Here is a 25,703-nt window from a genome sequence, read left to right on the forward strand (position 1 = left end):
TTTCCTTTAACTTTGAGGGTGGTTTTTGTTTGGAATTTCAACGGTGAATGTTGTGCCAACGCCAAAGTCAGAATCTATTTTGATAAAGCCTTCTAGATTTCTTATCGATTTCTGAACCAAAAATAAACCTAATCCTACACCTTCGCTTGATTCTCCGTTTACCTGATAATTGCGATTCATTAGCTTAGGAATTTCCTCTTTTTTTATTCCTAGCCCATTGTCGGCAACCTGTAATACCCCTTTATTTTCATCGGATTTAAAATGCAAGGCAATAAATTTATTAGATTTTAAGGGATCTGAATATTTTATGGCATTGCTTACCAAATTGGATAAGATGGATTGAAGCTCAATTTCGTTGGTATAAAAATCCTCGGCTTGTTGAATGTCTAACTTTAATTCAATTGCATTCTGATTGAGAAGGTGGGGTATTGTCTCCAAATATTTGGTTACCAATTGTTCCATGTTTATGGCTTGTACAATACCTATTGAAGCAATATGCTTTAGGGTTTCTTTGACAAAGGATCTTAGGTTTGCACTTCCTTTTTCTATGAGATCCAAATATTCCATTACACTTTCCCTATCATTTTCTGATTTTGATAAATTGATCAATCCCATTATTGAAGCCAAGGGATTTTGAATGTCATGGACAATTTTCTGTAAAGTTGTTTGCAACCGTTCATTAAGAATTAGGGACTGCTTGTAATTTTTTTCAATTTCCAACTCTGCCGTTTTCCTGTTGGTAATATTGATATGCGCCATTAAGGTCAAATCGGGATTTTCCAGAACTTGAGTAACCCGTAAAATAAACCATCTTTTTTCTGTGGGAGAATGACAAGGGTATTCCAATTCAAATTTGTCAAGTTCCCTATCAATAACCTGTTGAATACCTGTTTTTGCATCCATTGCCATTCCGGTTTCCTCTCCTTTAACAGCTTCACAAGTTGATAAATAGTTGTTATTGATTCCTGTACTAGCATCATCTCCTCTGTTTTCAGAAGAAAAATCACGCCAGGCTTTGTTTGTATAAATGATTTGCCCTTCTTTATTTATAACAGCCATTGATTCGAATACAGAGTCAAGTATATCGAAATTATTCACCATTTTTTCTGCCAGTTAGATAAAAAACCATGCCAAATAAAAGGAGTTTATAAAAACACATTAAAAATTTCGGTATTTTCAATAAGCTTAATCATTTAAGTAATTTCTTTTTCACTCCTTCTATAGTCATCTTAACAGGATTAATAAAACCATCCTTATCAAAGGTCATTTTGTCGATACAAGTTTCGCGGTGGTTTCCGTTTGTAGTATTTAAAGGCCGACGATGATAAACCATATAGTATTCATCCGTATTTGGAATGTTGATTACAGAATGATGGCCTGCTCCGGTAGCGATACTTGGGTCTTGCTGCAGTACTTTGCCTATTCGCTCAAAAGGTCCGAAAGGACTATCACCGATGGCATAGGCAACACTGTAATCAGGCCCTGTCCAATTTCCTTCGGACCACATAAAGTAATACTTACCCTTTCTTTTAAATACAAAAGGTCCTTCAACATATTGATCAGGGGTTACCTCTTTATATATTTCACCATCATCGAAAGGCACTAGACTTAATAAATCATCACTTAATTTGACAATATTGCAATGTCTCCAACCTCCATAATAGATGTAGTGCTTTCCATCATCATCTTTAAATACAAACTGGTCTATCGGTTGTGCACCATTGTGGAAGGAATTGATCAAGGGTTTTCCTAGGGCATCCCTAAAAGGTCCTTCCGGATTATCAGCTATGGCAACACCAATTCCTCCCATTTCATCATCACTTTGAATATCATTGGCACCAAAAAACAAGTAGTACTTCTCATTGGCTTGAATGATGGAAGGGGCCCAAATGGAATAAGCTGCCCATGAAACATCTTTTATATCCAATACGCGTGCATGCTTTTCCCAATTGACAAGGTCTTTTGAGGAGAAAGCATCGAGAAAAGTTTGTTTTAAGTATTGAGGGTTGATGGTGTTTTTCTGGAGTGCCAACTGCTTTTCTGTTAATTCTGAGGTAGGGTTATTCTCCTCAGCATAATCATCAGAGAAAGTAGGGTAAATCCAATATTCATTGTCAAATATTATACCCTCAGGATCAGCATACCAGCCGGGAAATACGGGATTTCCGGAATAAACGGCATTTTCTTCTTCATTTTTATTTGGTTGACAGGAGTAAAGAAGGATAACTATTAAGGGAATGGCAAAGTTTATGGTTTTCATTGGGCTTGATTATTTTTGCTGATTCGATGGTGGAAATTTATTTGTAATAGTGAATATAGGTCAAAAAGATGGTCCTGCAAATTAGGAAAGGTCCTCAACCTAGCCCTTTAAAATATTAAGGATTTGGTTGAATGGTAGCTAAAGATTATAGTCCTGAAAATCGTAATAGGCTTTCTTAAGTGATTGTTGATATTACAAAAAAATATTTTCTCGCCTTTATGCTATCCTTCTGATTCTGTCTATAGAGGAGAATTTAAAGTTTTTTATGGATTTACCTTTTGTACCTATCCATGAATTGTTTAATATGAAGGTAATTTAAGTATAAATTTTAAATGTCAATCAGAAGACATTTTAATTTTTCATGTTACCTAAAATACGATTCTGGTTTTATGTTTGTAAGAAATATTTTGGTAGGTATAATTATAGCTTTGCCCTTATTCTGCCTTGCCCAATCAAAACCCCTCGATTCATCTGAGGGAATTACAATAAATGGCAAAGTTTGGCCAACAAGTTATGGTAGAAATTGGGAGGAAGGCAATGTGAAAGCATTTACACTTCCTGATCCGTTGATAAACAACAATGGGAAAAAAATTGTTGACAAAAGATCTTGGCAAGGCGATAGACGAATAGCTATCATGCAGGATTTTTCAGAATTGATGTATGGCCATACGCCTGAATTTGATTTTGAACAGAAGGCAGAAGTTATTTCCATTCGCAAGGATGCATTGGATGGTCTTGCTACGCGTACAATTATAAAGCTTGGCTTTTTTGAGGACCCGACTGCGCCAACAATACAGTTAATGGTATACATTCCCAATTCAGCAAAGGCTCCTGTTCCGATAGTAATGAAGATGAATTGGTATGGCAACAGTAGTCTGGAAAGGGATATCACTATCCCACATTCTACCAAATGGATGAGGCCTATTCCAGAGAAGGGCATCCTAGACAACCAAGTAACTGAAGCAACTCGAGGAATCAATGCCTATCGATTTCCAAATTTGAAAGAGTTAATGAAACGTGGTTATGGCCTTGCTACCTTCTATTATGGGGATGTGGAGCCGGACCATATTGATGGATGGAAAGATGGTATCCGAGGCTATGTAATGAGAAAATCAGGAAACACACAATTGAAACCTAATGAATGGGGAGCTTTGGGTGCTTGGGCTTGGGGGATAAGCCGCTCACTTGATTGTTTAGAAAATCTTCCTTCGGTAGATGCAGACAGGGTGGCTTTAATTGGCCATTCGCGTCATGGCAAAGCTGTGCTTTGGGCAGGGGCGCAAGACCAACGATTTGCAGTAGTCATTTCCAATAATAGTGGTGAAGGTGGAGCTGCTTTAGCAAGGCGGAATTTTGGAGAAAATATTGCCTACAGTATTGGTCATGCCTCTTGGAGGTATTGTGAGCAATTTAAAAATTTCGTTGATAAGGAAGACGAACTTCCTTTTGATCAGCACATGTTGCTTGCCATGATTGCACCACGGCCACTTTACGTTGGCAGTGCCACAGAAGATCTTTTGGCGGACCCAAAAGGAGAGTTTCTTAGTGCGCTGAATGCAGGGCCTGTTTATGAGCTTTTTGGATTTCGTGGCTTGGAATCTACTGAAATGCCTTCACCTGATATTTCAATTGGCAATCAAATTCGCTACCATATTCGGACCGGAGATCATGACCTTACACGATTTGACTGGAAACAGTACCTCCAATTTTTGGACCTCCATTTTAAGAAATAATTAAACTTAATAATTTTGCTGAAAGACTTCTTACTTTGCTGCTCTCACCACTCCTTGGGGAATTAAAAGCTGGATCAAATGACCGTTTTGAACTGGACTTGGCAAAGGGGGCATAAAGCAACCTGAATACTTTTTTTTCTGAAACTGCTTTTTTAAAAGCAGTTATACCCGGAATTGAAAATTCCGGGTTTCTATATCCTATAAATGTTACGTTTTTAGGTTTTTTTCTAAACAAAACTAACCCCATGTTTTTGACAAATTTCAGCCACCTTTTTAAATTCCGGTGGTCCTTCCGGTAAATCTGCTAATTGCTGAAACATATGTTCGATTCCTGCTGGAAAAGCAGAAGTAATCATTTTGGCTTTATTTGTTCCAACTACTTTCCATGAGTGCGGGATGTTTTTGGGAGCATACGCTACATCTCCTGCTTTCAAAATTGAGGTATTACCGCCCACCATTATTTCGATTTCACCCTCTATTATCCTGAATATTTCATCTTCTTTACTGTGAACATGAGGCGGTATTCCTACGCCGGGTTCAACATTGTCTACCCATTCAACAATTTGATTGCCGGTTTCAATACCTACTAATTTGTGGGTTTGAATATCACCGATTACATTTAAAACTTTCCCTTCTGAAGCTTTAATTACTTTAGATTTTTCATTGGAGCTTTTTTTCAAGCCATTCGAATGAAAAGGCGAAATTTCCGGCTTCAGGACAAATGCTAACCCCAAGCCTGAAGTCTTAATAAATTTTTTCCTGTCCATATTTTAAGTTTTTATGCAAATTATGACAGCAAAGGATGTTTTACAATGTGAAAAGTACGGTAAAACCTTAGATAATAAGAACAATTACTCCTTTCTTAAGATGGAAGGGTTAATTCCTGTATGGGATTTGAAAAAATAACTAAAATAATCAGGTGAGGAGAAACCCAAACCAAAACTGATTTCCTTTAAGGTTTTGTTGGAGAATTTTAATTCATGCCGTGACCTCATCAGTAATTGTTCTACAATAATACTTTTAGCACTTGTGGAAAGAATTTCTTGGACACACTCATTCAAATATTTTGACGAGATATTTAGATTGTTGGCATAATGACTTACTTTATGGTATTCGCAAACTTCCTTGTCTACGAGTTTTTTGAAGTTATAGACTATATTGGTTTTGGCATTATAATTTGAAACCACAGATTTGATATTACACTGCCCATCACAGTAAACAAAGAATGTATTCAGCAAAGACAATATGGCTTCTTCTTTGTGGTTAAGTTGAGATCCAGAAAGTTCATCAATCATTTCAAGAATTGACTGTATTCTCTTTTCTATTCCCGGACTTAATTTAAAAAGCGGGATTTCATCTTGATGAAAAAGTCTGACTTTATTGATGTGTAAGTTTTTTAATACAGGAGTTTCCAAAACTTCTTTGCTTAAATACATGATAAAACCCGTAGATTCATTATTATTTCTAATTATTTTCCACTGATGAATAGGGTTTAAAAAGAAAATAGAATTAGAAACATTTTCATAAAGATGGTTGCCAATCTCAATGCATGTAATACCCTCTTTTATCCAACAGACTGCATATGGTCTGTGGCTTTGTTTTGAGCAAAGCTTGCTATTAATAGGAGCGATTTTTACTGAATTAAGGTCCATAAATTGCGCTAAAATTAGGAAAGGGATAACTTCATTAAATATTGGGGAGAATTTTAATCTGATGTATTTGTTCAATCATCTTTTATAAGTATTCGGTATAGAATTAATTGGTTATTTAACGAAAACCCATGATCAAGATAAAAATAGTTGCTTAAGTGTGCAAACACCGAATATCACTGCTGGTATTAATTATGCTTTTTTGAATTTATTTTCTGAAAAATGTAGCTAGGAAAGTTATTTTTTATTTTTGTGGTTTGCTAAGGATTTTAGCCATACAAATTCAATAATTTTTCTAAATCCTCTAATGTATTGGCTTCTTTGGCCGGTTTGTCTTTTCTCCATCTAAACATTCTCGGAAACCGCAAGGCTACACCTGATTTATGGCGGGATGACCTGGCTATTCCTTCAAAGGCTATTTCAAACACCAAATCCGGTTTAACACTTCTTACCGGCCCAAATCGATCTATGGTATTTCGTTTTACAAATGCATCTACCTCATTAATTTCTTTGTCTGTTAGGCCTGAATAGGCCTTGGCAAAAGGTACCAGTTCTTTGCCTTTCCACACTGCAAAAGTGTAATCAGTATATAAGTTGGCCCTTCTTCCGTGTCCTCTCATGGCATATAAAAGTACAGCATCTATGGTCAGTGGATCGATTTTCCATTTCCACCAATCTCCCTTTTTTCGGCCTACTTTATAAGTGCCGGATTTGTTTTTAAGCATTAGCCCTTCTGCATGATATTTCCGTGAATCGGCTCTTTCCTTTAATAAATCTTTCCACTCCTTAAATTCTACCAATTCGGAAATAAGCAATTTTTCAGAGGCGGCGTTGTCCACCAGCCTTACCAATTCCTGTCGCCTATATTGTAAGGAAGATTCCCTAATATCCTTTCCATTTAGCTCTAATAAATCGTAAGCAATCATTATTACCGGAGCCTTATCTAATATGCTTTTGCTTACATTTTTACGGCCTATTCGACTTTGCAATACATTGAAACCTAGGGGTTGATTGTCTTGATAAGCAATAATTTCTCCATCAATGACGGTTCCGTTAGGAAGGACTTCGGTAAGTATTTCAAATTCAGGAAATTTGTCGGTTACCAATTCTTCTCCCCTAGACCATAAAAACAGCTGGTTTTCTCGGATTATCAATTGCCCTCTAATTCCATCCCATTTTCTTTCGGCCAGCCACTCATTGGGCTTTCCCAATTCTTCTATCTTGATTTCCAATCCATAGGCGAGGTAAAATGGGTAAGGCTGTGATATTTTATCAGCAGGATCTGTTGCAATGATCAATTGATGATAGGAGCTTGTTTCTGCCCTCCAGTTGCCCATCAATCGATGGGATAGGGTGTTTTCGTCAATACCACTGTGCCGAGCCAATGCTCTTGTCATCAGTTTTTGGGAGACTCCCACCCGCCAACTTCCGGTCATTAGCTTGTTGAAAATAAAGCGTTCAGTTTCGTCAAGCTGATTCCAAGCCCAGCGCACTTTTTCTTTTTTTGTTGCCAAAACATCTTCAGATTCGGTGGGATGCTCGTCTTCAAGATTTTTTAAATCGATGATAAATTCAATCCATTCACTAAGGCTCTTGTCATGTTTACTTTCAAGGTTTGGGTGCATCAAAGCCATGGTTTCCGCCAAATCACCCACAATATGATAAGACTCCTCAAACAACCATGGTGGTACATTTGCAGCTGAGGCAGCCCAAGCTCTTAGTAAGGAAGTTCTTACACTTCTTTTAGGCCTTCTATGACTAAGAATGGCGATGGTCCAAAGCTTATCTTTATCATTCGCTTTATTAAAATAGTCCACCAAAGCAGCTACCTTTTTTAAGGTTTTGGTAGTTTGATCAAGCTGGGTAAAAAGTTGGACAAAATCTTTCATTCTGCATTATTTTTATCCGTGTTTTCTATTCCTTCGGCCTCAAAGGCTGTTGCCTCAATCTGTGTTTCTATCCCTTGATCATTTAACCACTTGCTAAATATATTGGTGTATCCATGAGTTACAATCACTTTTTCACAGGCAGTTGCTTTAATGGCTGCATTTAGCCCATCCCAGTCGGCATGATCTGACAAAACAAATCCTCTATCCAATGATCGTCTTCTTCTTGGCCCTCTCAATTTCATCCAACCGGAAGCATTGCCAACTTCGAAAGGTTGGAATTTTTTTTGCCAAGAAGTTCCTAATGCGGAAGGTGGAGCAATTATTAAAGCACCTCTGTACGCAGATTTACTAATTTCAGAATTTACATAAGTTGTTTGGTTCAGCTTAACGCCCATATTCCGAATGATTTCATTGGTTTTCTCTATGGCGCCATGGGTGAAGATTTTTCCAATAGAAGGATCTATTCCTTGAATTAAGCGCTGAGCTTTCCCTAAAGAATATCCGGTAAGAATGGTGACCTTATCTTCTTCTTGGTTTTTTTTCCACCATTTGTTAATGTCGTCGAATACCTCCTTTTGATTCTGCCACTGAAATACCGGTAAACCAAAGGTACATTCAGTGATGAAGGTATTACACTTTATGGGTTCAAAAGGGCTTGCAAACCCATCGTCTTCCAATTTATAATCCCCGGAAGCTACCCAAACTTCGCCCTTGTATTCGACCCGTACTTGAGCAGAACCAATAATATGACCGGCAGGATAGAAACTAAAGGAAACCCCATGGATGGTTCTTTTTTCCAGGTATTCCATTGATTCAATATGAATATCTGATCCTAAACGGTGTTGGATAATTGGTTTAGATAAATGGTGACTGAGGTAAAACTTGTTTCCCCAACGTGAGTGGTCGGCATGCGCATGCGTAATGATAGCATAGTCGACCGGCTTCCATGGGTCGATGTATACATTTGCTCTTTCGCAAAAAATTCCTTTTTCTGTAAATTGCAATAAGGCCATAATTCTATAACTTGTTTCGGTTATTTATGTTCGGTTTTTCCCTGGCCTTTTGCGGGTTTAATATTAGGTAGTTAGCACGAAGAAATAAAAATTTGATTAATAAAAATAAACCGGTGTTAAATAAAAAGCCATAATAACATGCCTGAATTTATGCTATTATGGCTTTGTTACCAATGAAATGCCCTCTGTTTTATCAGCTTAGCATTTTTTTAATATTAAGGCATTACTAGTGTTTGATAAGGACCAAGTACTTTTTATAATTGTCCAAAATCGCCCAAATATTGATACCTAAAAGGATCACAGCTATTCCTAAAGTGGCCGGATCAAGAACCAAATGATGGATAAAAATGCCTGTCATTACAGGTAATATGACAATGGCTCCCAATGCTCTTGTTCTTGGTATAGCTATTAATAAACCACCTATTATTTCAACAACTGCCACTAAAGGAAAAATCCACTTGATGGTTGCAAAAGCTCCCATAATTTGCATCATTTCTTCAGACATTTCAGGCATGGGCATATAGTTGAATAATTTGTTTAACCCTGAGTTAATCATCATAAGCCCAAATAGGACACATAGTATTGTAAGGATTTTGTTTTTCATTATTTCTTTTTTTAGCTATTTAATGTACAAAATTAACTATTTTTGATTACAATTTGTAATCAGTTACCCATAGGTAATCAGTTACCTTTAAGTAACCTATTAACTAGAGGAGATGAAAAAAATGGAACATAAGGAGTGTATGTCCGCCTTATTGCCTGTAAGGGATACGCTGGATATTATAGGAGGGAAATGGAAAATTTTGATACTTATTTCTATTTGGGAAGGTAACAAACATTTTAGGGAAATAGAGCGCAGTATACCAAAATTAAGCACTAAGGTGCTGTCTAAGGAATTGAAGGATTTGGAGGCCAATCATTTGATTACAAGAAGTGTTATAAATGGCTTTCCTGTTCGTACAGAATACAAACCCACTGATTACTCCAAAACTTTGGAAAAAGTAATTTTGGAATTGCAGCAATGGGGGATAAACCACCGGAAGAAAATTTTTTCCGAATAGTTTTTCAGTTTTAAAATTGATTTCTAGGGCCTGTCCTGTATTTAAGGGAAGGGCTGCATTCCTAAGAAAATCAGACTGTTTGAAGATTTTAGGATAGTATCGCTTTGGTGAATTGAAAACAAGAAGTAAGTGGCTTATTTTGAAGGTATTACAGTAGTAGGTCAATTAAATATTTCGTGTAGAATGGCCACTTTTTAATTTCTTCTAATTGGATTCCACATCCCCTTCATTCAATAAAAGGCTTAATCTTGCTTAATAAATCTGTTGGCTGAGACAATGTAAGGTTCCAAATCCCCAAATAAGATCAATGGCACCTATGCCAATTATTTCTTTGTCTGGAAAGCAATTTGCCAATGTGTTTAAGGCAAGTCTATCATTGGCATCATTAAAAGTAGGTACCAATACGGCACCATTGATGATCAGAAAATTAGCATAGCTGGCAGGTATACGTATGTTTTCAAAAATCAATTTTTGTGGCATTGGAAGCTCTATGATATTAGGCGATTTCCCATTTTCCAATGTAGCGTTTTGGAGGATTTTAAGATTGTCTTGAAGCGGTTTAAAGTTTGCATCTTTTTTGTTAGTTTCAACTACAGTGACGATGGAATCTGCATTCACAAATCTACATAGGTCGTCAATATGACCATGAGTGTCATCTCCTTGTATACCATTTCCTAACCAAATCACATTTGTTATTCCAAGGTATTCTGCAAAAACCGTTTCATAATCTGACTTTGTAAAACCAGAATTTCTAACTTGGGTAATAGGATCTAGCAAACATTCCTCGGTAGTCAGAAGGCTACCTTTTCCATTAACATCTATGGCTCCACCTTCTAATACAACAGGATTTCCTTTGTACTTGGCCACGGTCATGGGGATTTCCAAGGTATTGGCCACAGCTTCCGGGACATGTTTGTCTAATAAGTGATTGGCGTATTTAGCCCACCCATTAAAATTGAAGTTAATGGCTTCTTTTCCTCCCTCTGCGGTTTCGACAATAATAGGTCCTGCATCTCGCATCCAACTCCTGTTGGTTTTTTTCTGGATGAAAATGACTTTGGCTAGATTTACGTTTGCTTTTGCAAGCATGCCGCCAACCTTATTCTGCTGTGAATCATCTTTAACGATAAGAAAAACACTTTCATACTGGGTTATTTTCTTGATGAATTCAATGAATGCCCATTGGATGGCCTGGTATTTACCTGGCCAGTCATTTCCATTATGCGGAAAGCACAATAAGACTCCCCTTTGTTTTTCCCATTCTGCAGGAAACCTTCGCCCTTTATTCATGGTGTTATTTATCAATTGCTCTTTTGGTAATGTCTCCATAAAAATCTATTCTACGGTCTCTGAAGAATGGCCAATTCTGCCTGACATTGTCTTGTAGGTCCAGATTTACTTCAGCCATTAAGATCTCTTCTTTATCATGGGAGGCCTGCGCCAATATTTCACCTTGTGGTCCTGCGATAAATGATGCTCCCCAGAATTCTATTCCCTGAGTATTTGGGAGGTATTTTTCTAAACCTATCCTATTGGCTGCAGCCACATAAATCCCATTTGCTACTGCATGACCTTTCATTACGTTCATCCAGGCACCATGTTGATTGGTTCCAAATTCTGCTTTTTCTCCGGGATGCCAACCTATTGCAGTAGGGTAGAACAATACCTCAGCACCCTGTAAAGCTGTCATCCTAGCCGCTTCAGGATACCATTGGTCCCAGCAAATTAAAGTGCCAATTTTCCCTTTTTTCGTTGGGATAGTTTTAAAACCTAAATCTCCGGGTGTGAAATAAAACTTCTCATAAAAATGAGGGTCGTCAGGAATATGCATTTTTCTATAAAGCCCTGCTTCAGTTCCATCGGTATCGATGATGTAAGCACTATTATGGTAGATTCCTGCCATTCTTTTTTCAAAGAATGGCACAATAATAACTACGCCTAACTTTTTCGCTAATTCACTAAAGGCCAAAAATGAAGTGCTGTATAAAGGTTCTGCTAGATCAAAATTATCCACATCCTCACTTTGACAAAAATAATGGCTACTGTACAATTCCGGTAGGCATATGACTTCAGCACCCTGGTTTGCTGCTTTTATAACCCAATCCTTACACTTTGCTAAGTTATTTGTCGGACTATCATTGAGGTTAAGTTGAACGACGGCTATAGAATATTTTCTTTTCATAAAATCAATTTTTGCAAAAATAATAGCTTTGCAATATACTCCTCATTTATTGGACCAAAAGTATCCAAGATCAAAGTTAATTTTTTATTTATCCTATACCTTTTCTAGCCTTTGTTTCTTGAACTCCGTTCTCTGCTCAATGTATTTGACCTATTGATCTTTGGTGAGCAATGGTTTCAGTTTAGTGTTGTTTTCTACAGCAATGGTTTGAATTTTTCTCTTTTATTGGTATTTGTGTTCCTAATTTGACTAGGTTTATCTGCCCTTTTTTCAAGGGTTATGGGCAAGAATTTAAATACAATTGTAACTCCTTTAATACCTTAAACCTAAACTATTCAATTGATCGTCTACTACCTGCTGAAATTGATTTAAAACAGCAGCTTTAATGCAGTTTGGCGTTTGTAACACCTATTTGTATAATTTCTTTTAAAGGACAATGATTGAAATAATATTTATAGGATTTAGACCTTATTTTATTAAATTTATTTTTTAGTTTAACTTATAATTTTAGATAACTATGCGATCAAAAATTAAATTTTGTAAAACTTTCATAATTTTCGCTTTATTGGCATGTAAGGAAGAGGTACCTGAGCCGGTATTGGTTGAAGCAGCCATCAGCCCAGAATTAAGTACAATCAAAGAAAATGGAGAAGTTTCCTTTACTGATGAGTCTACAAATAGCCCAACAACACGCGAATGGATTTTTGAAGGGGGAGATCCATCCAGTTCTACTGAAAAGTCTCCAATAGTCATCTATAATACTCCAGGGGAATACCAAGTGACCTTGACTGTAACTGGTGAGGATAATAGTGATAAAGCAACAGGGACAGTTACTGTTGAAGAACTGGTTCAGGTGATTCCGGATTTTGAATCAGATACTACGAAAGTAAATGTGGGGGAAAGTATTGAATTCGAGGATAAGTCGGAAGGCGACCCTAACTCTTGGGACTGGGTATTTGAAGGAGGAGACCCGGCTACTTCCACTGAACAAAATCCCACAGTAACTTATGCAGAGGAAGGTTCTTATGAGGTAAGCCTAACTGTCTCTAATGGTGACACTGAAGCGACCGAAACGAAAGAAGGTTTTATTACTGTTAATGTTGAGATTACCTCTGGTTTTACAGATGACCCTGATGGATGGACCATTGTGGGAGATGCTGAAGGAGGGTCAAATGTTGAAGCTTCTTATTCACCGTTTGAAGGTCTAGATGATTCTGGCTATATCTATGCCGAAGATAAAGTAACCGGAGGTGTCTGGTATTTTAATGCCCCTTCTAAATACTTGGGAGATAGGACTGATTATTATGGAGGAGCACTCTCTTTTTGGCTCATCCAAGATAGCAGAATGAGGAATCAGTTTAATTCTAAAGATGTTATCATCAGGGGCAATGGGAATGAAATGGCCTATTATCACGAAGATTTTCCTGGTTTAGATTGGACTTCCTTTACAGTGCCAATTGAAGTAGCTGGTGGATGGGTCAATGCATCAGGAGTAGGGTTGACACAGGAGGAAATGGAAGCTATACTGTCAGACGTAACCTCAATTTGGGTAAGGGGAGAGTTTGAAACTGGGGCTGATACCGGTGGATTAGACCAATTTGAAATGATTAAGCCATAATTGTATTCGTAAATCTGATTTGAAAATGTCTTGAATACCCAAAATGCAGGACAATATTTAACTATTGTTTTTTCCTAAGGATTTATGACTTAAAATAAAATTCCCAACCAAATCAGTATGATTGAATACATCATTAATGCTGATTTGGTTGGGAATCCAATAGTAGATGAAAATTAGCCTAATAGAAAGGTGCTTTTATAAACCCAAAGCCGTAATGGCAGGGTCGTCATAGTAAAAAACATAGGTGCGCCAAATTGTGGAATAATTTGTTTTATAGAGCCACTCTATCTCACCTGCCTCTGTTACTTCCCATAAAGTGCCTTCCCTTCCTTCTGTGATAAGTGTATTTCCATTGTCCATCCTTACTGCACTCGAAATGCCTGATGAATAAAGGTCATTGTCTGTAAATGTCCATACTACATCCGGTTCATTGTCTTGACCTGCTACCAGATTATAGGGAGGATTCAAGTTATACTCTACCACTTCAGACTGATTGCCATATACACTATTGGCATACACCAGCATATTGCCTGTTTCTAAAAGATTTGGATAGTGTACATTGCTTAAAGTAGCATCTCCTACATTATCATAAGTTTCAGGATTACCAAAACGATAGATAAGGTCGCCACCCAGTCCATAATTACCTCCGGAATTGGTTTTAGCTTCTGCTGTGCTGGTGCTATGGTCCAATACCCAAACTTCACTGTAATTGTTTACAGTTAAATAGAGTAAGTCATTTTCTTCATCTAAAGTTAGCCCATTGATGTGCATGATGTCTCCATTATTCCTAGTTCGGTAATTGTAATTTACATCAATTTTATTGGGATTATCAGCAACACTTCCATAATTAGCCTTGGAAGGATCTTCATCTTGGATGATATGATCCATAGCATGCCATTCCCAGACAATCTCCTGGGTAATGGGATTCATTTCAATAATTGTTTCCGGATTGAGTTTATAACTGCCTCCAAAACCTTCTGCTGCTGCTTCAACCTGGCTTAATTCTTCCCAAGCAGGAAAGATAATATTCCCATTTGAAAGGTATTCCACATCATGGTGAGCTGTATAATCTTCAGTTGAATAGGAAGTTTCCCAAGCCACCGATTGGTCGGCGTTGATTTTTCGAAATACCCCTCCATATCCACCGTAGGTAATGGCAGCATCAGTTGCTTTGAGACAAACCAGTAAACTTCCATCAGAAAGGAGGTTGATGTCATTGCCCAAGGCGCTATTGAAATTCCAATTAAAAAGCTCTTCTCCATCATAATTAATTATATGGGCAGCATTGTTTTGTTGATCTGCAACAAGAAATAGTGTTTCTGTATCTGTATTATCCTCTTGTTTCTCGTTCATTACCTCCTCAACTTCCTCATTGCAAGCACTAAAAATTAACAATCCCAAAATTGCGGTGTACATCCATACATTTTTCATAATTAATCCATTGGTTTAGATTTAACAATTAGCCTAACCTGAACAAAGGGTGACCATTTGGTATTGTAGACGTCGTTTAGATTCAAAACCCTTGGTAGAGAAGTTAATTAATTGTTAAGAAATGTTAAGGTTAAATTATTGATCTACAAAAACAGAATCTAGGGCAATTTTTGAGGATGAGGTATCTGCCATATAAACTATGAAATGAACTTTAGATTATAAGTTTCTCCTTCAATTTTCCGAAGGAGCTAAGGGGCTTGCCTATTTGGGGAATATTAAACTTTACTCCCTTGTTACTAATAGATTATAAAAAACCGGTTTAAAGATTATCTATTTGCTTTTATTTGAATTGTTAAAAAGGGTACACCTTCACCAGCTTAAAATAAAGTTAAGATTCTATAGCGATGAAAGTCAAATTAAGGCTTACTTTTGCCCCCGAGAATAAAAGAATCGGATGAAGCGCATAAATGAATACAAGAAACTCTTTGGAGTTGAGAAGGAAATCGAATTAGGTACTTTGAAAAAGAAATACCGTGAGTTGGTAAAGGAGTGGCACCCGGATAAATTTCAAAATGGGGACCCTTTACAGGTAGAGGCAGAATTACAAAGCCGTAGAATTATTGATGGGTATCATTTTTTGGTGAGCATAGCACCGGAAACTATTGCTGCGAATTCTGAAGCGTATTCAGAAACCATCAATAAGGCTGGGATTGCTGATTATTGGCACAAGGGTATGTTGATGGAAATCACCTTTATGGATGGATCTACTTACGAGTACTTCGGTGTTACCAAACAGGTCTATCAAAAAATGATTAATAGTGATAAGGTAAATCGTTTTGCTAAACGAAATATTTATCCCAAATACATCTTCAGAAAAACCAAAAAAAGCTTGGAAACTGCATAAGGGCAAAATTATACCAGTTTATCATCAAAAAAGGAAGCTGAACACAATGGTTTAGCTTCCTTTTTTTAAATGGATTAAACATGAAAAAGGCTGATTTTTTACTACAATTGAATGACCTTTCCTTCCTCTGCAGATTGGTAGGCCGCATAGATTACATTCACCACATCAACAGCCAAATCGATTCCTGAACGAGGTTCTCGGTTGTCATGTATGGAATGAATAAAATCCTCAATCTCCAGAGAAAAACCGCGAAACCAATCTTCATCACAACTAGGCCGATTCCATCCTGCTTTGGTCTCTAATTTTTCTGTGAAATTTTCGCTTTCAAATGTTCTAGGGTCTATAGCATAGGTTTCAATAACATCATTTGCTGTCATATTGGCTTTAATGACACCATCGGTCATATAGGCCGTTACCCTGGTATTTAGCCCACCTAGTCCAACATCACTTACAAGTACCGTTGCTCGTGATCCGTCATCAAAGCGGATTACTAAATTGGCCCAGTCTTCTACATCTACAGGGTCAGAACTAATCCACTGATGAGCATTGACTTTTTGTGCCCTTTCAGAGGCATCTGTATGGATGAGATCGGCTGTATCCGCCATAACAGAAACGGGTAATATGCTTTTACCTCTTCTTTGTTGTCCTTCCCACTGTTTCAAGTATAGACAGGCACCTACAGCATGGGCACCCATTCTTAGCAAAGCGCCTCCTCCCATGTATTTCCATTCTTTGGAAAAAACCGAATTGGAACCGGAATGATTTTCTTCTGCTCTTAATTCCAATACGGATCCTTTAGCTGCGGCTATCAAATTACGCATTTTCACAATTGGTGGTGCATAAACCCAGTTTTCTGCATAACAAAAAAGCACTTTATTGGCTCGAACAGCCTCTCTTACTGCCTCTGCATTTTTGCTTGCTCCTGCTCTCATTTTTGACCGAGCGACATGCCGCCCGATAGGTTCGGTATCTCCCGGTTCACCAAAGTATCCGGTAAGCGGCTTTTCCATGATAATGTGCTTGCCGGCTTTTGCCGCTTTTATGGCAATCTCATGATGGGAGGCAGTAGGTGTGCAGATATCGATAATATCAACGTCTTCTCGAGCTAACAATTCATCTAATTCAGTTGTTACAAAAGATACCCCAATGTCTTGCGCAAAAGATTTTGCGCTTTCTTCTGTTAATGCACAGATACCTCTGATTTCAACCAGCCCAGGGGACAAGCCCATATAATTTGCGTGATGCATGCGCGCTCCATAACGAGCACCAACCATTCCTATTCCTAGCGTTTTTTTAGTCATTTATTAAGAGCTTTTTCTTCCTTTGTAATTAATTTCTTTAAATAAAGGTATTTTGTTAACACCGTCTCAAATTAAAACAAGTCTTAAAACTATTCAAATTTATTCAGTTGATTGCTTAGCTCAATATATGTGGTCAAAAGGCTTATATGATTATTAAAAACTTCACTACTAATCCGATCCATGGTTAAGTATTGACCATTCCATCTGACCCCACTTGGCATTCTTTTTTTGAAAGTGTCATTTTTAGTAATCCAAGCACCGGATTTTTCTTGCTCATCAATGATTTGGATTACTTTTGAACTTATTTCCTCTAAACGTTTAGCTACTACTTCTTTGGTTTGTAAGCCTTCTTGCCCTTTCAATAAGTCTTTGTATCCCAAAGTCATTGCTTTGTCGTAGCGCGCAGTACTTGCTTCAAGACGTGCCTGCAAATCAGTTTGGTAACCATAGCCTGTCCGTCGTTCAGGGTGAAGGTCCTCTAAATTATCTACACGAATCCTAGGTCTGTCATAATAAAGTGGTTTGCCGGTTCCGATTTCTACAAACCTTGCCCACATGCCATTTTCCATTCTTATTTCTTTAAGCCACCTTAAAGCGTCAGGAATAGGCTCAAGTAGAGTTTTATGACCTAAGGCAAGGTACAAATCAATTAGGGTATTGATATTGTGAACGGTCACTAATGGACAAACTGCCGGAGGTTCAAATGTGCGGGCCCAGGCAGGTTGTAAAAATTCATTGTATTGTTGTGCCCAACCGGGTTGAGGAGGAGGGAGTTGGGAAATATTCATAAATCTTGCCGCTTTCCTCAAGCTTTTCTCAATTGCTTCATCATTGGGATAGTATTGATAAGCTTCTATCATAACCCGGATACAATCATTAATTCCTCCATCGTTGAAGGTAGCATAATCATGATAGTCTCCGCGTTCCGGGTACCTGTGAGGCCAACCACCATTGCTTAATTGGGTGTGAATCATCATTTTCAATGCCCTTTGGGTTGCCGAACTAATAAGAGGGTCGTCAATCTCCTGATCTAAAGCCATTAAGAAACTGACGGCAGATTGGGTTTGATTGTCATCAAAACTTACCACATCTTTATCCAATTTTTTAAAGTTGATGGTATGGTCCCAACCACCACTTTTGGTTTGACCGCGGATTAAGGCATATGCTGCTTCTTTGGCGAATTCTAGCGCTTGTTTATCACCAGTAACCTGATATGCACGCAAAAATGATTGGCCTACTGCCGGAGTACCTGGAGGCTGAACTTCTATAGCATTATCATCTAGGGGAACCTCTCCCCATTTCAAAGTCAAATCAGGTGTTACAAAGTACACATAACCTCCTTGGGTATTAACGCTATGGAAAAAAGCTACTCCTTTTCTCAATGCAGCGTCAACTTTTTCTTTTAAATCAGTTCCTTCGGATTGGCTCAAGGGATTGTTTTGGGCAAATACCATTGAATTACTTACCATTGCCAATAGCGTAAAAATAAAGCAAGAGTTGAGCAATTTTCTTTTATTAAAAGTCATATATGGGTTTTTTAGGATTATAATCAATAAGCTAATAAAGGTGAAATTCAGCGTTTTTCAAATCCAAAAAAGACTTGAAGGTCTGTCTTTATAATTTGTTATAGAATTCAATGATAATTTATTGTATTAAACCATAAATAACCATTAATTATAGAATAGACTAAGGAATTCCCTCAATACCTCCAATCTGCATTACTTGGTGGACAGGGTAGAATGGTTTGCATAAATCGCTTCTTTAGAAGGTCTGTAAAATATATCGATACTTCATGTGATACATGTGCAGGGTTGCTAAATTTATTCAACATATAATCATAACTATAGGCCATAGTAATACCATTTAAAAGGCTAAATCCCAATACAGCATTGATGGAATTTTGATCTGGCAACTCATTAAACCTGGTGATGTTTCGGAAGCCCAAGCCACCAATAAAGTTTTCGACTTGTATTTGTGGAATGACTTCTATTTGTTGAAAGGTTCCTTGCCTTTTGTAATTGAATGAGACCGAAAATACTTTACGCATGTCTCCGGTTTTAAACAACCTTCTGTCCAAGTTCTTAACATAGCCACCATGAACGCCCCATTTAATGGGTAAGTTATTTCCTATTCCATCTTCGAGAAAGCCTATATTTGGACGGGACAGGTGGCTACTGCTTACACCAAACCAGAAATCCGGGGCTTGTAGCAATGCTCCAAAAGCTATGTCAGGATACCATTTGCTGTCCTCACCGGGCAATAGATCCATACTGGAAGGGTTTACGGTACGGTTAAGTAAATCTATTTGATCCCCAAAAACCATTTCCTGTAAGGTTAAACTTCTATTGACTAGTCCAAGTTGTCCTCCAAATCGAAGGAAGCTTTGGTTGTTTAACAGGAGTTTATAAGAGAGGTAACCGGCAAAATCTGTTGACTTTATATTCAGTAAGCTTTCAGAAAACTGGGATGCTGAAAAGCCAAAGCCGACATTGGTTTCATCTATATAAGTGTCAAAATACAAACCATAAGCATTGAAATCATAACCCAGGCCTGGCCATTGTTTTCTATAATTGATCCCCACCCGGGTTACTTCCATTGCCCCAGCAAAAGCAGGGCTTAAGTTTAGGGGTGCCGCATAAAATTGAGTAAATTGAAAGTCCTGCGCTTTTAGGTCTCTCGAGCAGAAAACGATACAGGCAATAAAGAGCAATATGATCTTAATCTTTCTCATTCTAAAAGCATAAATGCACCGGTTTCACTAAAATCTCTTCCGTCTGCGGTGGTATAGGTTAACTTATAAACATAATTTCCAGGACTTACCTTTTGTCCGCGATATGAGCCATCCCAACCAATATCGCTGGTATCCTCAGAATGAAATAAAATTTCTCCCCACTTGTTCATTACCGTGAAGACAATATGATCCACATGTACAAACTTCGGGAAGTAGGTATCATTAACTCCATCATCATTTGGCGTAAAAACATTGGGGGTTTCCAGGAAATAATCAGTGATTACTATTTCAAAAGTATCGTAAGTTTCACATCCCCAAAAATCAGTTACCATCAATGAAACCGTATAGGTTCCGGGAACTTGATAACTATGTGTTGGGTTTTCCTCTAAGCTATTGTTACCCTCTCCAAAATCCCAATAATAATTGCTTATATTCCCACTGCTTTTATTGGTGAATTGCACCTCAAAGTTGGCCAAGTTTTCCTCATATTGTTCAAATGATGAGGATAAATAATCCCCTTCTGCTAAGACCACATTGTTTTCGACTTCAAAGCTACGGGTCTGAATGCAGCCATTGCCATCCGTGATAGTTACTTCATAATTTCCAGGGCTATTGGTTTCCATTCGGTACCCATTATTGCTTACTTCACCACTGCTCCAAGCGATGGTATAAGGGGCCATACCTCCATCGATATTTAAGTCAATTGTCTCCAATATTTCTCTTGGTTCACACTGGGTAGATGTGGTACTGGCTAAATTAATAACAATTGGGTCAGGTCTTCTTACCTCAAAAGTTTGGGTAACATAACAACCTGACTGATCAATTACTTCTACTGAGTAACTACCATTGGTGAGGTTGAAAATGGACTGGGTACTTTCTCCATTGCTCCAAGAGTAATTATAGGGAGGTCTTCCTCCTGAGACGGTTAGATTGATCGCACCACTTTCACTGTTTTCACAGTCCAAGGCATCATCTACCAAGCCTACAGCCATTAGTAAATCTGGTTCCAGCAGGTTGAAAGTTCTTTCAATGGTACAACCTTTGGCATCTTCCAAGTACACACTGTAAACACCCGGACCAAGGTTATACAATGAGGACTGTTCAGGACCATGTGCCCAGGTTGCTTTTACAGGTGCAAGCCCTCCATTTAAGTTCAATAATATACTACCGTCTTTTTCACCATAGCAGGAGATAGGGTTAACAACCGGATCAATTTCAAATACAGGTACTTCAGCAATGGTGGTTTCTTTTACTACTGTACAGCCATTGGCATCAATTACGGTAACCTGATAAAATCCCGGACCAATGCCCTCAAAAGAACTTTGAGTGGATCCTATGTTCCAACTTATTTGATAGGGTTCTATGCCTCCCCGGATGTCTATTGAAAGGTTGGCATCATTGGCATTGTAACAAGATACCTCCGTTTGTGTCATGCTGACTTCCAGTGCTTCATCCGGCTGTGAAATAATAATATTCGATTGACCTATCTGACAGCCATTCGCATCGGTAACAATTACCGAGTATGCACCTGCCAAAAGTCCATCAAGGTTCGGATTGGTAGCCGAAAGGGGTTGCCTATCTCGGCTCCATTCATAAGTGTAAGTATCCACTATTCCTCCCTCTACTAGGATATTGATGCTTCCGGTTGCTTCACCATAACACAAAACATCTATTGTTTCAAGAACTTGCAGGGACAATGCCTCAGGTTCTGAAATTGTATATTGTTCTGTTATTTCACATCCATTTTCATCTGAAATGGTCGCTTCATAATTGCCTGGTGAAAGATCTTGGACGAATTCATTATTGGAAGTGAATCCTGCTGGACCTGTCCAAGTTATGGTATAATTGCCCGTACCGCCGGTAGGAGCCAATGATATGCTTCCATTATCAGCTTCGTGGCAAGTGATTTCGTATCCATTTTGAAAAGACACATCCGAATTGCTCCTTAAAGGGTCCGGTTCATTAATATTTATGATATCAGTAACCACATCACACCCATTTTGGTCTGTAATTGTAAGCTGATAGGCTCCGGGCTTTAGATTTTCAATGGAAGGTTTATCGCCCATAAATCCTTCAGGTCCAGTCCATTCATAGATATAATTACCTGAACCTCCTGAAGTGCTTACATCAATCCAACCATTATCTGCTCCAAAGCAGGAAATATTGAAACCTGTGTAATTTGAAACTTCTACTTCTTCGATTTGTAAACCTGTGGCAGGTTGGGTGATTTCTATGTTTTCTACTGCTTGGAGACAATTATTAATGTCACTTACGGTAAAGGAATATTTCCCGGCCGAGAGGTTGGTAAAATACCAGATTGATTCAGAGGTAGGAGGAGAGACACTGATCACTTCATTATCCTCATCAAATAAAGTATATTGATAAGGTCCTGCTGAACTTCTAGTGATTGTTGCTGCGAGCACTCCTGTAAATTGGCCAAAGCAGGAAACATTGACTTTCTCATCGGTAAGCTCAGCCACTTCCAAACCCTGTGGTTCCGTGAGGTTGTAGGTTTTGACGATTTCACAACCATTAAGGTCTGTAATGGTAAGGTTATACGTTCCTGAGAAAATATTCTCTATACGGTCTTCAGAAGAAAAAAACCCATCCGGACCGGTCCAACTAATTGTAGCATTTCCTGTCCCACCTGAAATATCAAGGTAGATAAATCCCTCATTTCCTCCATTACATTGGACACCAAAGCCATTGTAATCTGAAACTTCATCTAACAGCACCAAAGGGTCCGGTTCTGCTATTTCAAAGGTTTGGCTAAGGGTACAGCCTGACTCATCGGCCAGAAGTAATTCATAAGTTCCTGCTACTAATCCCTGCAAATTGGCTTCCGTGGAGGTAAAACCATTTGGCCCTGTCCAACTGTAATTAATTTGGCCTTGGTTTCCTGTAACATTGTATGAAATTGACCCGTCACTATCTCCTGCACATGAAATCTCATATCCATTGTAATCAGAGATCTGGACGTCGGCCAGTTGTAAACCTGTCTCCGGTTGGTCGACTAAAATGTTTTCTATTAGTAGATTACAGCCATTTGCATCTTCAATATCCACATTGTAAAGCCCACCTGCTAATCCTGTAAATGAATAACTATTTTCATTAAAGTTTGTAATCCTCTGTAAAGTTGAAGATTCGTCCATTAACTTTAAGGTAATGGTATAAGGAGGTAGGGACTGTTGGTCAAAAGTAATTGTAAATTCACCATTTTTCTCCCCAAAGCAGGTGACCGGTACGCGTGCAGCTAGGTCTTCACTTACGATTAATTCATTCGGTTCCGTAATTTCGTAGTTTGTTTCTATTAAACATCCGTTTTCATCAGATATAGACAAAGAATAGGATCCGGCTAAAAGATTGGTTAAGCTACTTTCTTCAGAAGTGAAACCATTGGGACCTGACCAAACATAAGTATAGTTGCCAGTTCCTCCGGAAGGGTTGGGATCTATACTGGCGTCGGCAGCGTCAAAGCAACTTATATTGTAACCATTGCTTTCCGGAATAATTTCATTTAGCGTTAATGGAGCAGGTTCCTCTACGAAAATGCTTTCAATACTCGCTGTACATACATTTTCATCAGTAACAATGAACTGATATTCACCCGGCTCAAGATTGTCAATATCCTTACTAGTGGCTTCAAAACCATTTGGCCCCGTCCAGAAATAATCCAAGTCTCCAATACCTCCACTTATGTCCAGACTGATGCTTCCATCTGCAGCACCTGCACAGGATATTTGATATCCATTGAAATCCGAAACGATAGTATTTTCAATTAACAAGCCTGTGGTTGGCTCATCTACTACTACACCCTCCAAAAGGAAATTACATCCTTGACTGTTCTCAATTCTGAAATCGTAGGTACCGCCTGGTAAGTTTCTGAAAAACAGAGTGTCTGAAGTAGTGGTCGTTACAGGTCCAAATACTTCCATTAATTCACCATCAAGAAAGACTTCAATGGAAAATGGAGTAGGGGTGTCTTCAAACAATTGCAGAGCAATGATACCGGTTTCTTCTCCAAAACACCTTACATCTTGCCTAAGCTCCTCAAGTTCTGTTAAGGTTAAAGGATCCGGTTCTGTTATAGTGAAATTTTTAGCCAAAATACAAGCATTCTCATCCGTTAACAATACGGCATAGTTTCCGGGTGCTAATTGTTGCCTCGTAAAAACATCATCATTTGGACCAGGTGGTAGAACATCCAGATCATCTGTATTTGGTACATTTATATTGTCATAATTACCGGTATACCAAGCAATTGTATAACCCGGAACGCCACCTGAAGGATTGATGTTTATTTCCCCATCATTGGCCCCGTTACAACTGATGTTCTGGATGGTTTCAGAGAGTACCAAGGCATCCGGACCTTCCACAGTTATCCAAGGGGTAGATCTTTCACACGCTAGGGGATCGGCTCCTGCAATGTCAAATAACCTGCCACGGTCTGAAATCGTCGCATAATAATCTCCAGCAGGTAAGTTTTGAAGCTTACTTTCCATGCCAATGATTTCACCATCTTCAGTCACAAAAGTACTGATGTCACCTTCTACTTCTTCACTATTTTCGTTAAACCAGGTGACCCCGTATTTGATCCAGTCTTCACGAGGATTTCCTGCAAAAGGCTGGGACCAACCGCCGCTAATAAGTAGGCTTATTTCTCCATTGGTATCGCCATAGCAGGCAAGATGTTCAACTGATTCAACCATTTCTAACGGATCCGGTATAACGATTGTAAAACTTTCACGGCCATTGCATTGAAACCGATCTTCGATTTCAAGGGTATAGGTTCCTACTTCTAAATTTTGGACCTGAATTACAGCAAAGCCATCATCGTCTGATACCACATCAAAAGCGGTGGGTGTTTCATTTCCATCTTCATCTATAATCACAAAATTGTTTACCGGAAGAGCGGCATTGAAAATAATAAATTCAACTACCCCGGTATCATCATCAGGGCATAAAAACCCTGCGAAGTTTAGTTCAAAATCCAATGAATAAGCCTGACCAAGCGGACCGGCATTTCTATAATATTCTCTGCCCATATTGTCTATGGCCTCAATTTTATATTGGGCTTCTCGGTCCAATTCATTGTCTAAGCCAAAGGTAACAGACGCTGAACTTTGAAATGGTGCAGTATTGTCTACTGTTACAGTAGAAAGAATATTGTCTGACTCGCCTATTAGATTAAAGGTAAAGGGAAAAGATTCTTCATGCCTTTGATCCGGTTTATAGGCACTTACAGATAAAGTGATGGTACCTTGACAACTATTTTCAAAATAGGAAAGCGGTAAAATAGGGGGGATAACAAGTACTTTGAAAGGGTAAGTTTCGCTGACATCTACACCATCAGAGACCTGAATATTGACCGTTATCTCTTTCCCTTCAGCCTCCCAACTGTCATCATAAGTTACGTTCGGATCAATGGTTTGACCCGAAAATGAATATCCTGTACCGGAAAGGATTTCCAAATTCAAATTAGATTTATCACCTGAATAATCAATCGTAAGCATGTCAAGGGTAATTTCCAGGTCTCCATTATAAAGTACTTGGGTTTCCACTTGGTCAGAAATAGTAATGGGTGCAAATAGAGTGAATATCTCGCCTTTTGATTCAAAAATTTGATAGGTAAGTACTAAAGATAATACCAGTCCAGGAAGTAAGAGCTTGAAAGTACTTTTAAACTGCTTTGGTAAAATTTTTGTAAAAATATTCAATATTAAAACGTTTGTTAAAAATTATACTTACTTAAAGCTGAACCCATATCAACAACTAAATTTAGAAAATACCTATTAAAAAATTATGTTATTTTTAATTTAATAAAATTTTTTTAATGCCCTATAAACATAGTGGTTAGGGCATTTGTTAAAATGATCTTTTACGGATAACATCATAATCAAAATAACTGGTAAAAAGTAATTCTTTCGGAAT

The 25,703-nt window shown here is 38.2% G+C and carries 18 protein-coding genes; 4 read left to right on the plus strand and 14 right to left on the minus strand.

Going from position 1 to position 25,703, the window contains the following annotated elements; genetic code table 11:
* Positions 1-6: 6 nt before the first annotated feature.
* Both Q4534_RS00110 and Q4534_RS00115 read right to left on the minus strand, forming a co-directional pair.
* Entirely contained in the window at positions 7-1,101 is a 1,095-nt protein-coding gene (locus tag Q4534_RS00110) for a HAMP domain-containing sensor histidine kinase (RefSeq protein WP_303611125.1), read from the minus strand.
* An 88-nt stretch (positions 1,102-1,189) separates the two neighbouring features.
* On the minus strand, positions 1,190-2,260 hold the full coding sequence (locus Q4534_RS00115) for a glycoside hydrolase family 43 protein (protein ID WP_303611126.1): 1,071 nt from the start codon (positions 2,258-2,260) through the stop codon (positions 1,190-1,192).
* A gap of 332 nt (positions 2,261-2,592) precedes the next feature.
* Here Q4534_RS00115 and Q4534_RS00120 point away from each other — a divergent pair, with 332 nt between their 5' ends.
* Entirely contained in the window at positions 2,593-3,993 is a 1,401-nt protein-coding gene (locus Q4534_RS00120) for an acetylxylan esterase (RefSeq protein WP_303611127.1), read from the plus strand.
* 227 nt (positions 3,994-4,220) lie between these two features.
* Here the strand turns inward: Q4534_RS00120 and Q4534_RS00125 are convergent, their stop codons facing one another.
* From Q4534_RS00125 to Q4534_RS00145, 5 genes are all read right to left on the minus strand, one after another.
* Positions 4,221-4,760, minus strand: coding sequence for a cupin domain-containing protein (locus tag Q4534_RS00125; protein ID WP_303611128.1), 540 nt, complete (start codon positions 4,758-4,760; stop codon positions 4,221-4,223).
* An 84-nt stretch (positions 4,761-4,844) separates the two neighbouring features.
* Positions 4,845-5,645, minus strand: coding sequence for an AraC family transcriptional regulator (locus tag Q4534_RS00130; RefSeq protein ID WP_303611129.1), 801 nt, complete (start codon positions 5,643-5,645; stop codon positions 4,845-4,847).
* A 266-nt stretch (positions 5,646-5,911) separates the two neighbouring features.
* Positions 5,912-7,531, minus strand: coding sequence for an ATP-dependent DNA ligase (locus Q4534_RS00135; protein ID WP_303611130.1), 1,620 nt, complete (start codon positions 7,529-7,531; stop codon positions 5,912-5,914).
* The gene (locus Q4534_RS00140; protein WP_303611131.1) at positions 7,528-8,544 is read right to left on the minus strand and encodes a ligase-associated DNA damage response exonuclease; all 1,017 of its coding nucleotides are present in this window, start codon (positions 8,542-8,544) and stop codon (positions 7,528-7,530) included. Before Q4534_RS00140 ends, Q4534_RS00135 begins: the two co-directional genes overlap by 4 nt.
* A 226-nt stretch (positions 8,545-8,770) precedes the next feature.
* Positions 8,771-9,148 carry a DoxX family protein gene (locus tag Q4534_RS00145; protein ID WP_303611132.1) on the minus strand — a complete coding sequence of 126 codons (378 nt, stop codon included), beginning with the start codon at positions 9,146-9,148 and terminating at the stop codon, positions 8,771-8,773.
* 112 nt (positions 9,149-9,260) lie between these two features.
* Here Q4534_RS00145 and Q4534_RS00150 point away from each other — a divergent pair, with 112 nt between their 5' ends.
* Positions 9,261-9,605: a helix-turn-helix domain-containing protein gene (locus Q4534_RS00150; RefSeq protein WP_303611133.1), complete on the plus strand. Its 345-nt coding sequence runs from the start codon at positions 9,261-9,263 to the stop codon at positions 9,603-9,605.
* Between the two features lie 252 nt (positions 9,606-9,857).
* Here Q4534_RS00150 and Q4534_RS00155 read toward each other — a convergent pair whose 3' ends face one another.
* Both Q4534_RS00155 and Q4534_RS00160 read right to left on the minus strand, forming a co-directional pair.
* Entirely contained in the window at positions 9,858-10,934 is a 1,077-nt protein-coding gene (locus Q4534_RS00155) for an agmatine/peptidylarginine deiminase (protein WP_303611134.1), read from the minus strand.
* Positions 10,900-11,787 carry a carbon-nitrogen hydrolase gene (locus tag Q4534_RS00160; RefSeq protein ID WP_303611135.1) on the minus strand — a complete coding sequence of 296 codons (888 nt, stop codon included), beginning with the start codon at positions 11,785-11,787 and terminating at the stop codon, positions 10,900-10,902. The genes Q4534_RS00155 and Q4534_RS00160 overlap by 35 nt, the downstream gene beginning before the upstream one ends.
* 517 nt (positions 11,788-12,304) lie before the next feature.
* On the opposite strand from Q4534_RS00160, the gene Q4534_RS00165 reads away from it, so the two are divergent.
* Complete coding sequence (locus tag Q4534_RS00165) at positions 12,305-13,405, plus strand: PKD domain-containing protein (RefSeq protein WP_303611136.1); 1,101 nt, start codon at positions 12,305-12,307, stop codon at positions 13,403-13,405.
* A 195-nt stretch (positions 13,406-13,600) separates the two neighbouring features.
* Here the strand turns inward: Q4534_RS00165 and Q4534_RS00170 are convergent, their stop codons facing one another.
* Positions 13,601-14,836, minus strand: coding sequence for an aryl-sulfate sulfotransferase (locus Q4534_RS00170; RefSeq protein ID WP_303611137.1), 1,236 nt, complete (start codon positions 14,834-14,836; stop codon positions 13,601-13,603).
* 454 nt (positions 14,837-15,290) lie between these two features.
* Here Q4534_RS00170 and Q4534_RS00175 point away from each other — a divergent pair, with 454 nt between their 5' ends.
* Positions 15,291-15,740: a KTSC domain-containing protein gene (locus Q4534_RS00175; protein WP_303611138.1), complete on the plus strand. Its 450-nt coding sequence runs from the start codon at positions 15,291-15,293 to the stop codon at positions 15,738-15,740.
* 101 nt (positions 15,741-15,841) lie between these two features.
* Here Q4534_RS00175 and Q4534_RS00180 read toward each other — a convergent pair whose 3' ends face one another.
* The 4 genes from Q4534_RS00180 to Q4534_RS00195 form a co-directional block, all read right to left on the minus strand.
* Positions 15,842-17,041 carry a Gfo/Idh/MocA family protein gene (locus Q4534_RS00180; protein ID WP_303611139.1) on the minus strand — a complete coding sequence of 400 codons (1,200 nt, stop codon included), beginning with the start codon at positions 17,039-17,041 and terminating at the stop codon, positions 15,842-15,844.
* Positions 17,042-17,130: 89 nt separating this feature from the next.
* Positions 17,131-18,567 (minus strand): pectate lyase, encoded by a 1,437-nt coding sequence (locus Q4534_RS00185; RefSeq protein WP_303611140.1) that lies wholly within the window; start codon positions 18,565-18,567, stop codon positions 17,131-17,133.
* Between the two features lie 173 nt (positions 18,568-18,740).
* On the minus strand, positions 18,741-19,772 hold the full coding sequence (locus tag Q4534_RS00190; RefSeq protein WP_303611141.1) for a PorP/SprF family type IX secretion system membrane protein: 1,032 nt from the start codon (positions 19,770-19,772) through the stop codon (positions 18,741-18,743).
* On the minus strand, positions 19,769-25,489 hold the full coding sequence (locus Q4534_RS00195; RefSeq protein ID WP_303611142.1) for a PKD domain-containing protein: 5,721 nt from the start codon (positions 25,487-25,489) through the stop codon (positions 19,769-19,771). Before Q4534_RS00195 ends, Q4534_RS00190 begins: the two co-directional genes overlap by 4 nt.
* Positions 25,490-25,703 lie beyond the last annotated feature (214 nt).

The sequence above is a fragment of the Cyclobacterium sp. 1_MG-2023 genome (assembly GCF_030546805.1).
Lineage (GTDB): Bacteria > Bacteroidota > Bacteroidia > Cytophagales > Cyclobacteriaceae > Cyclobacterium.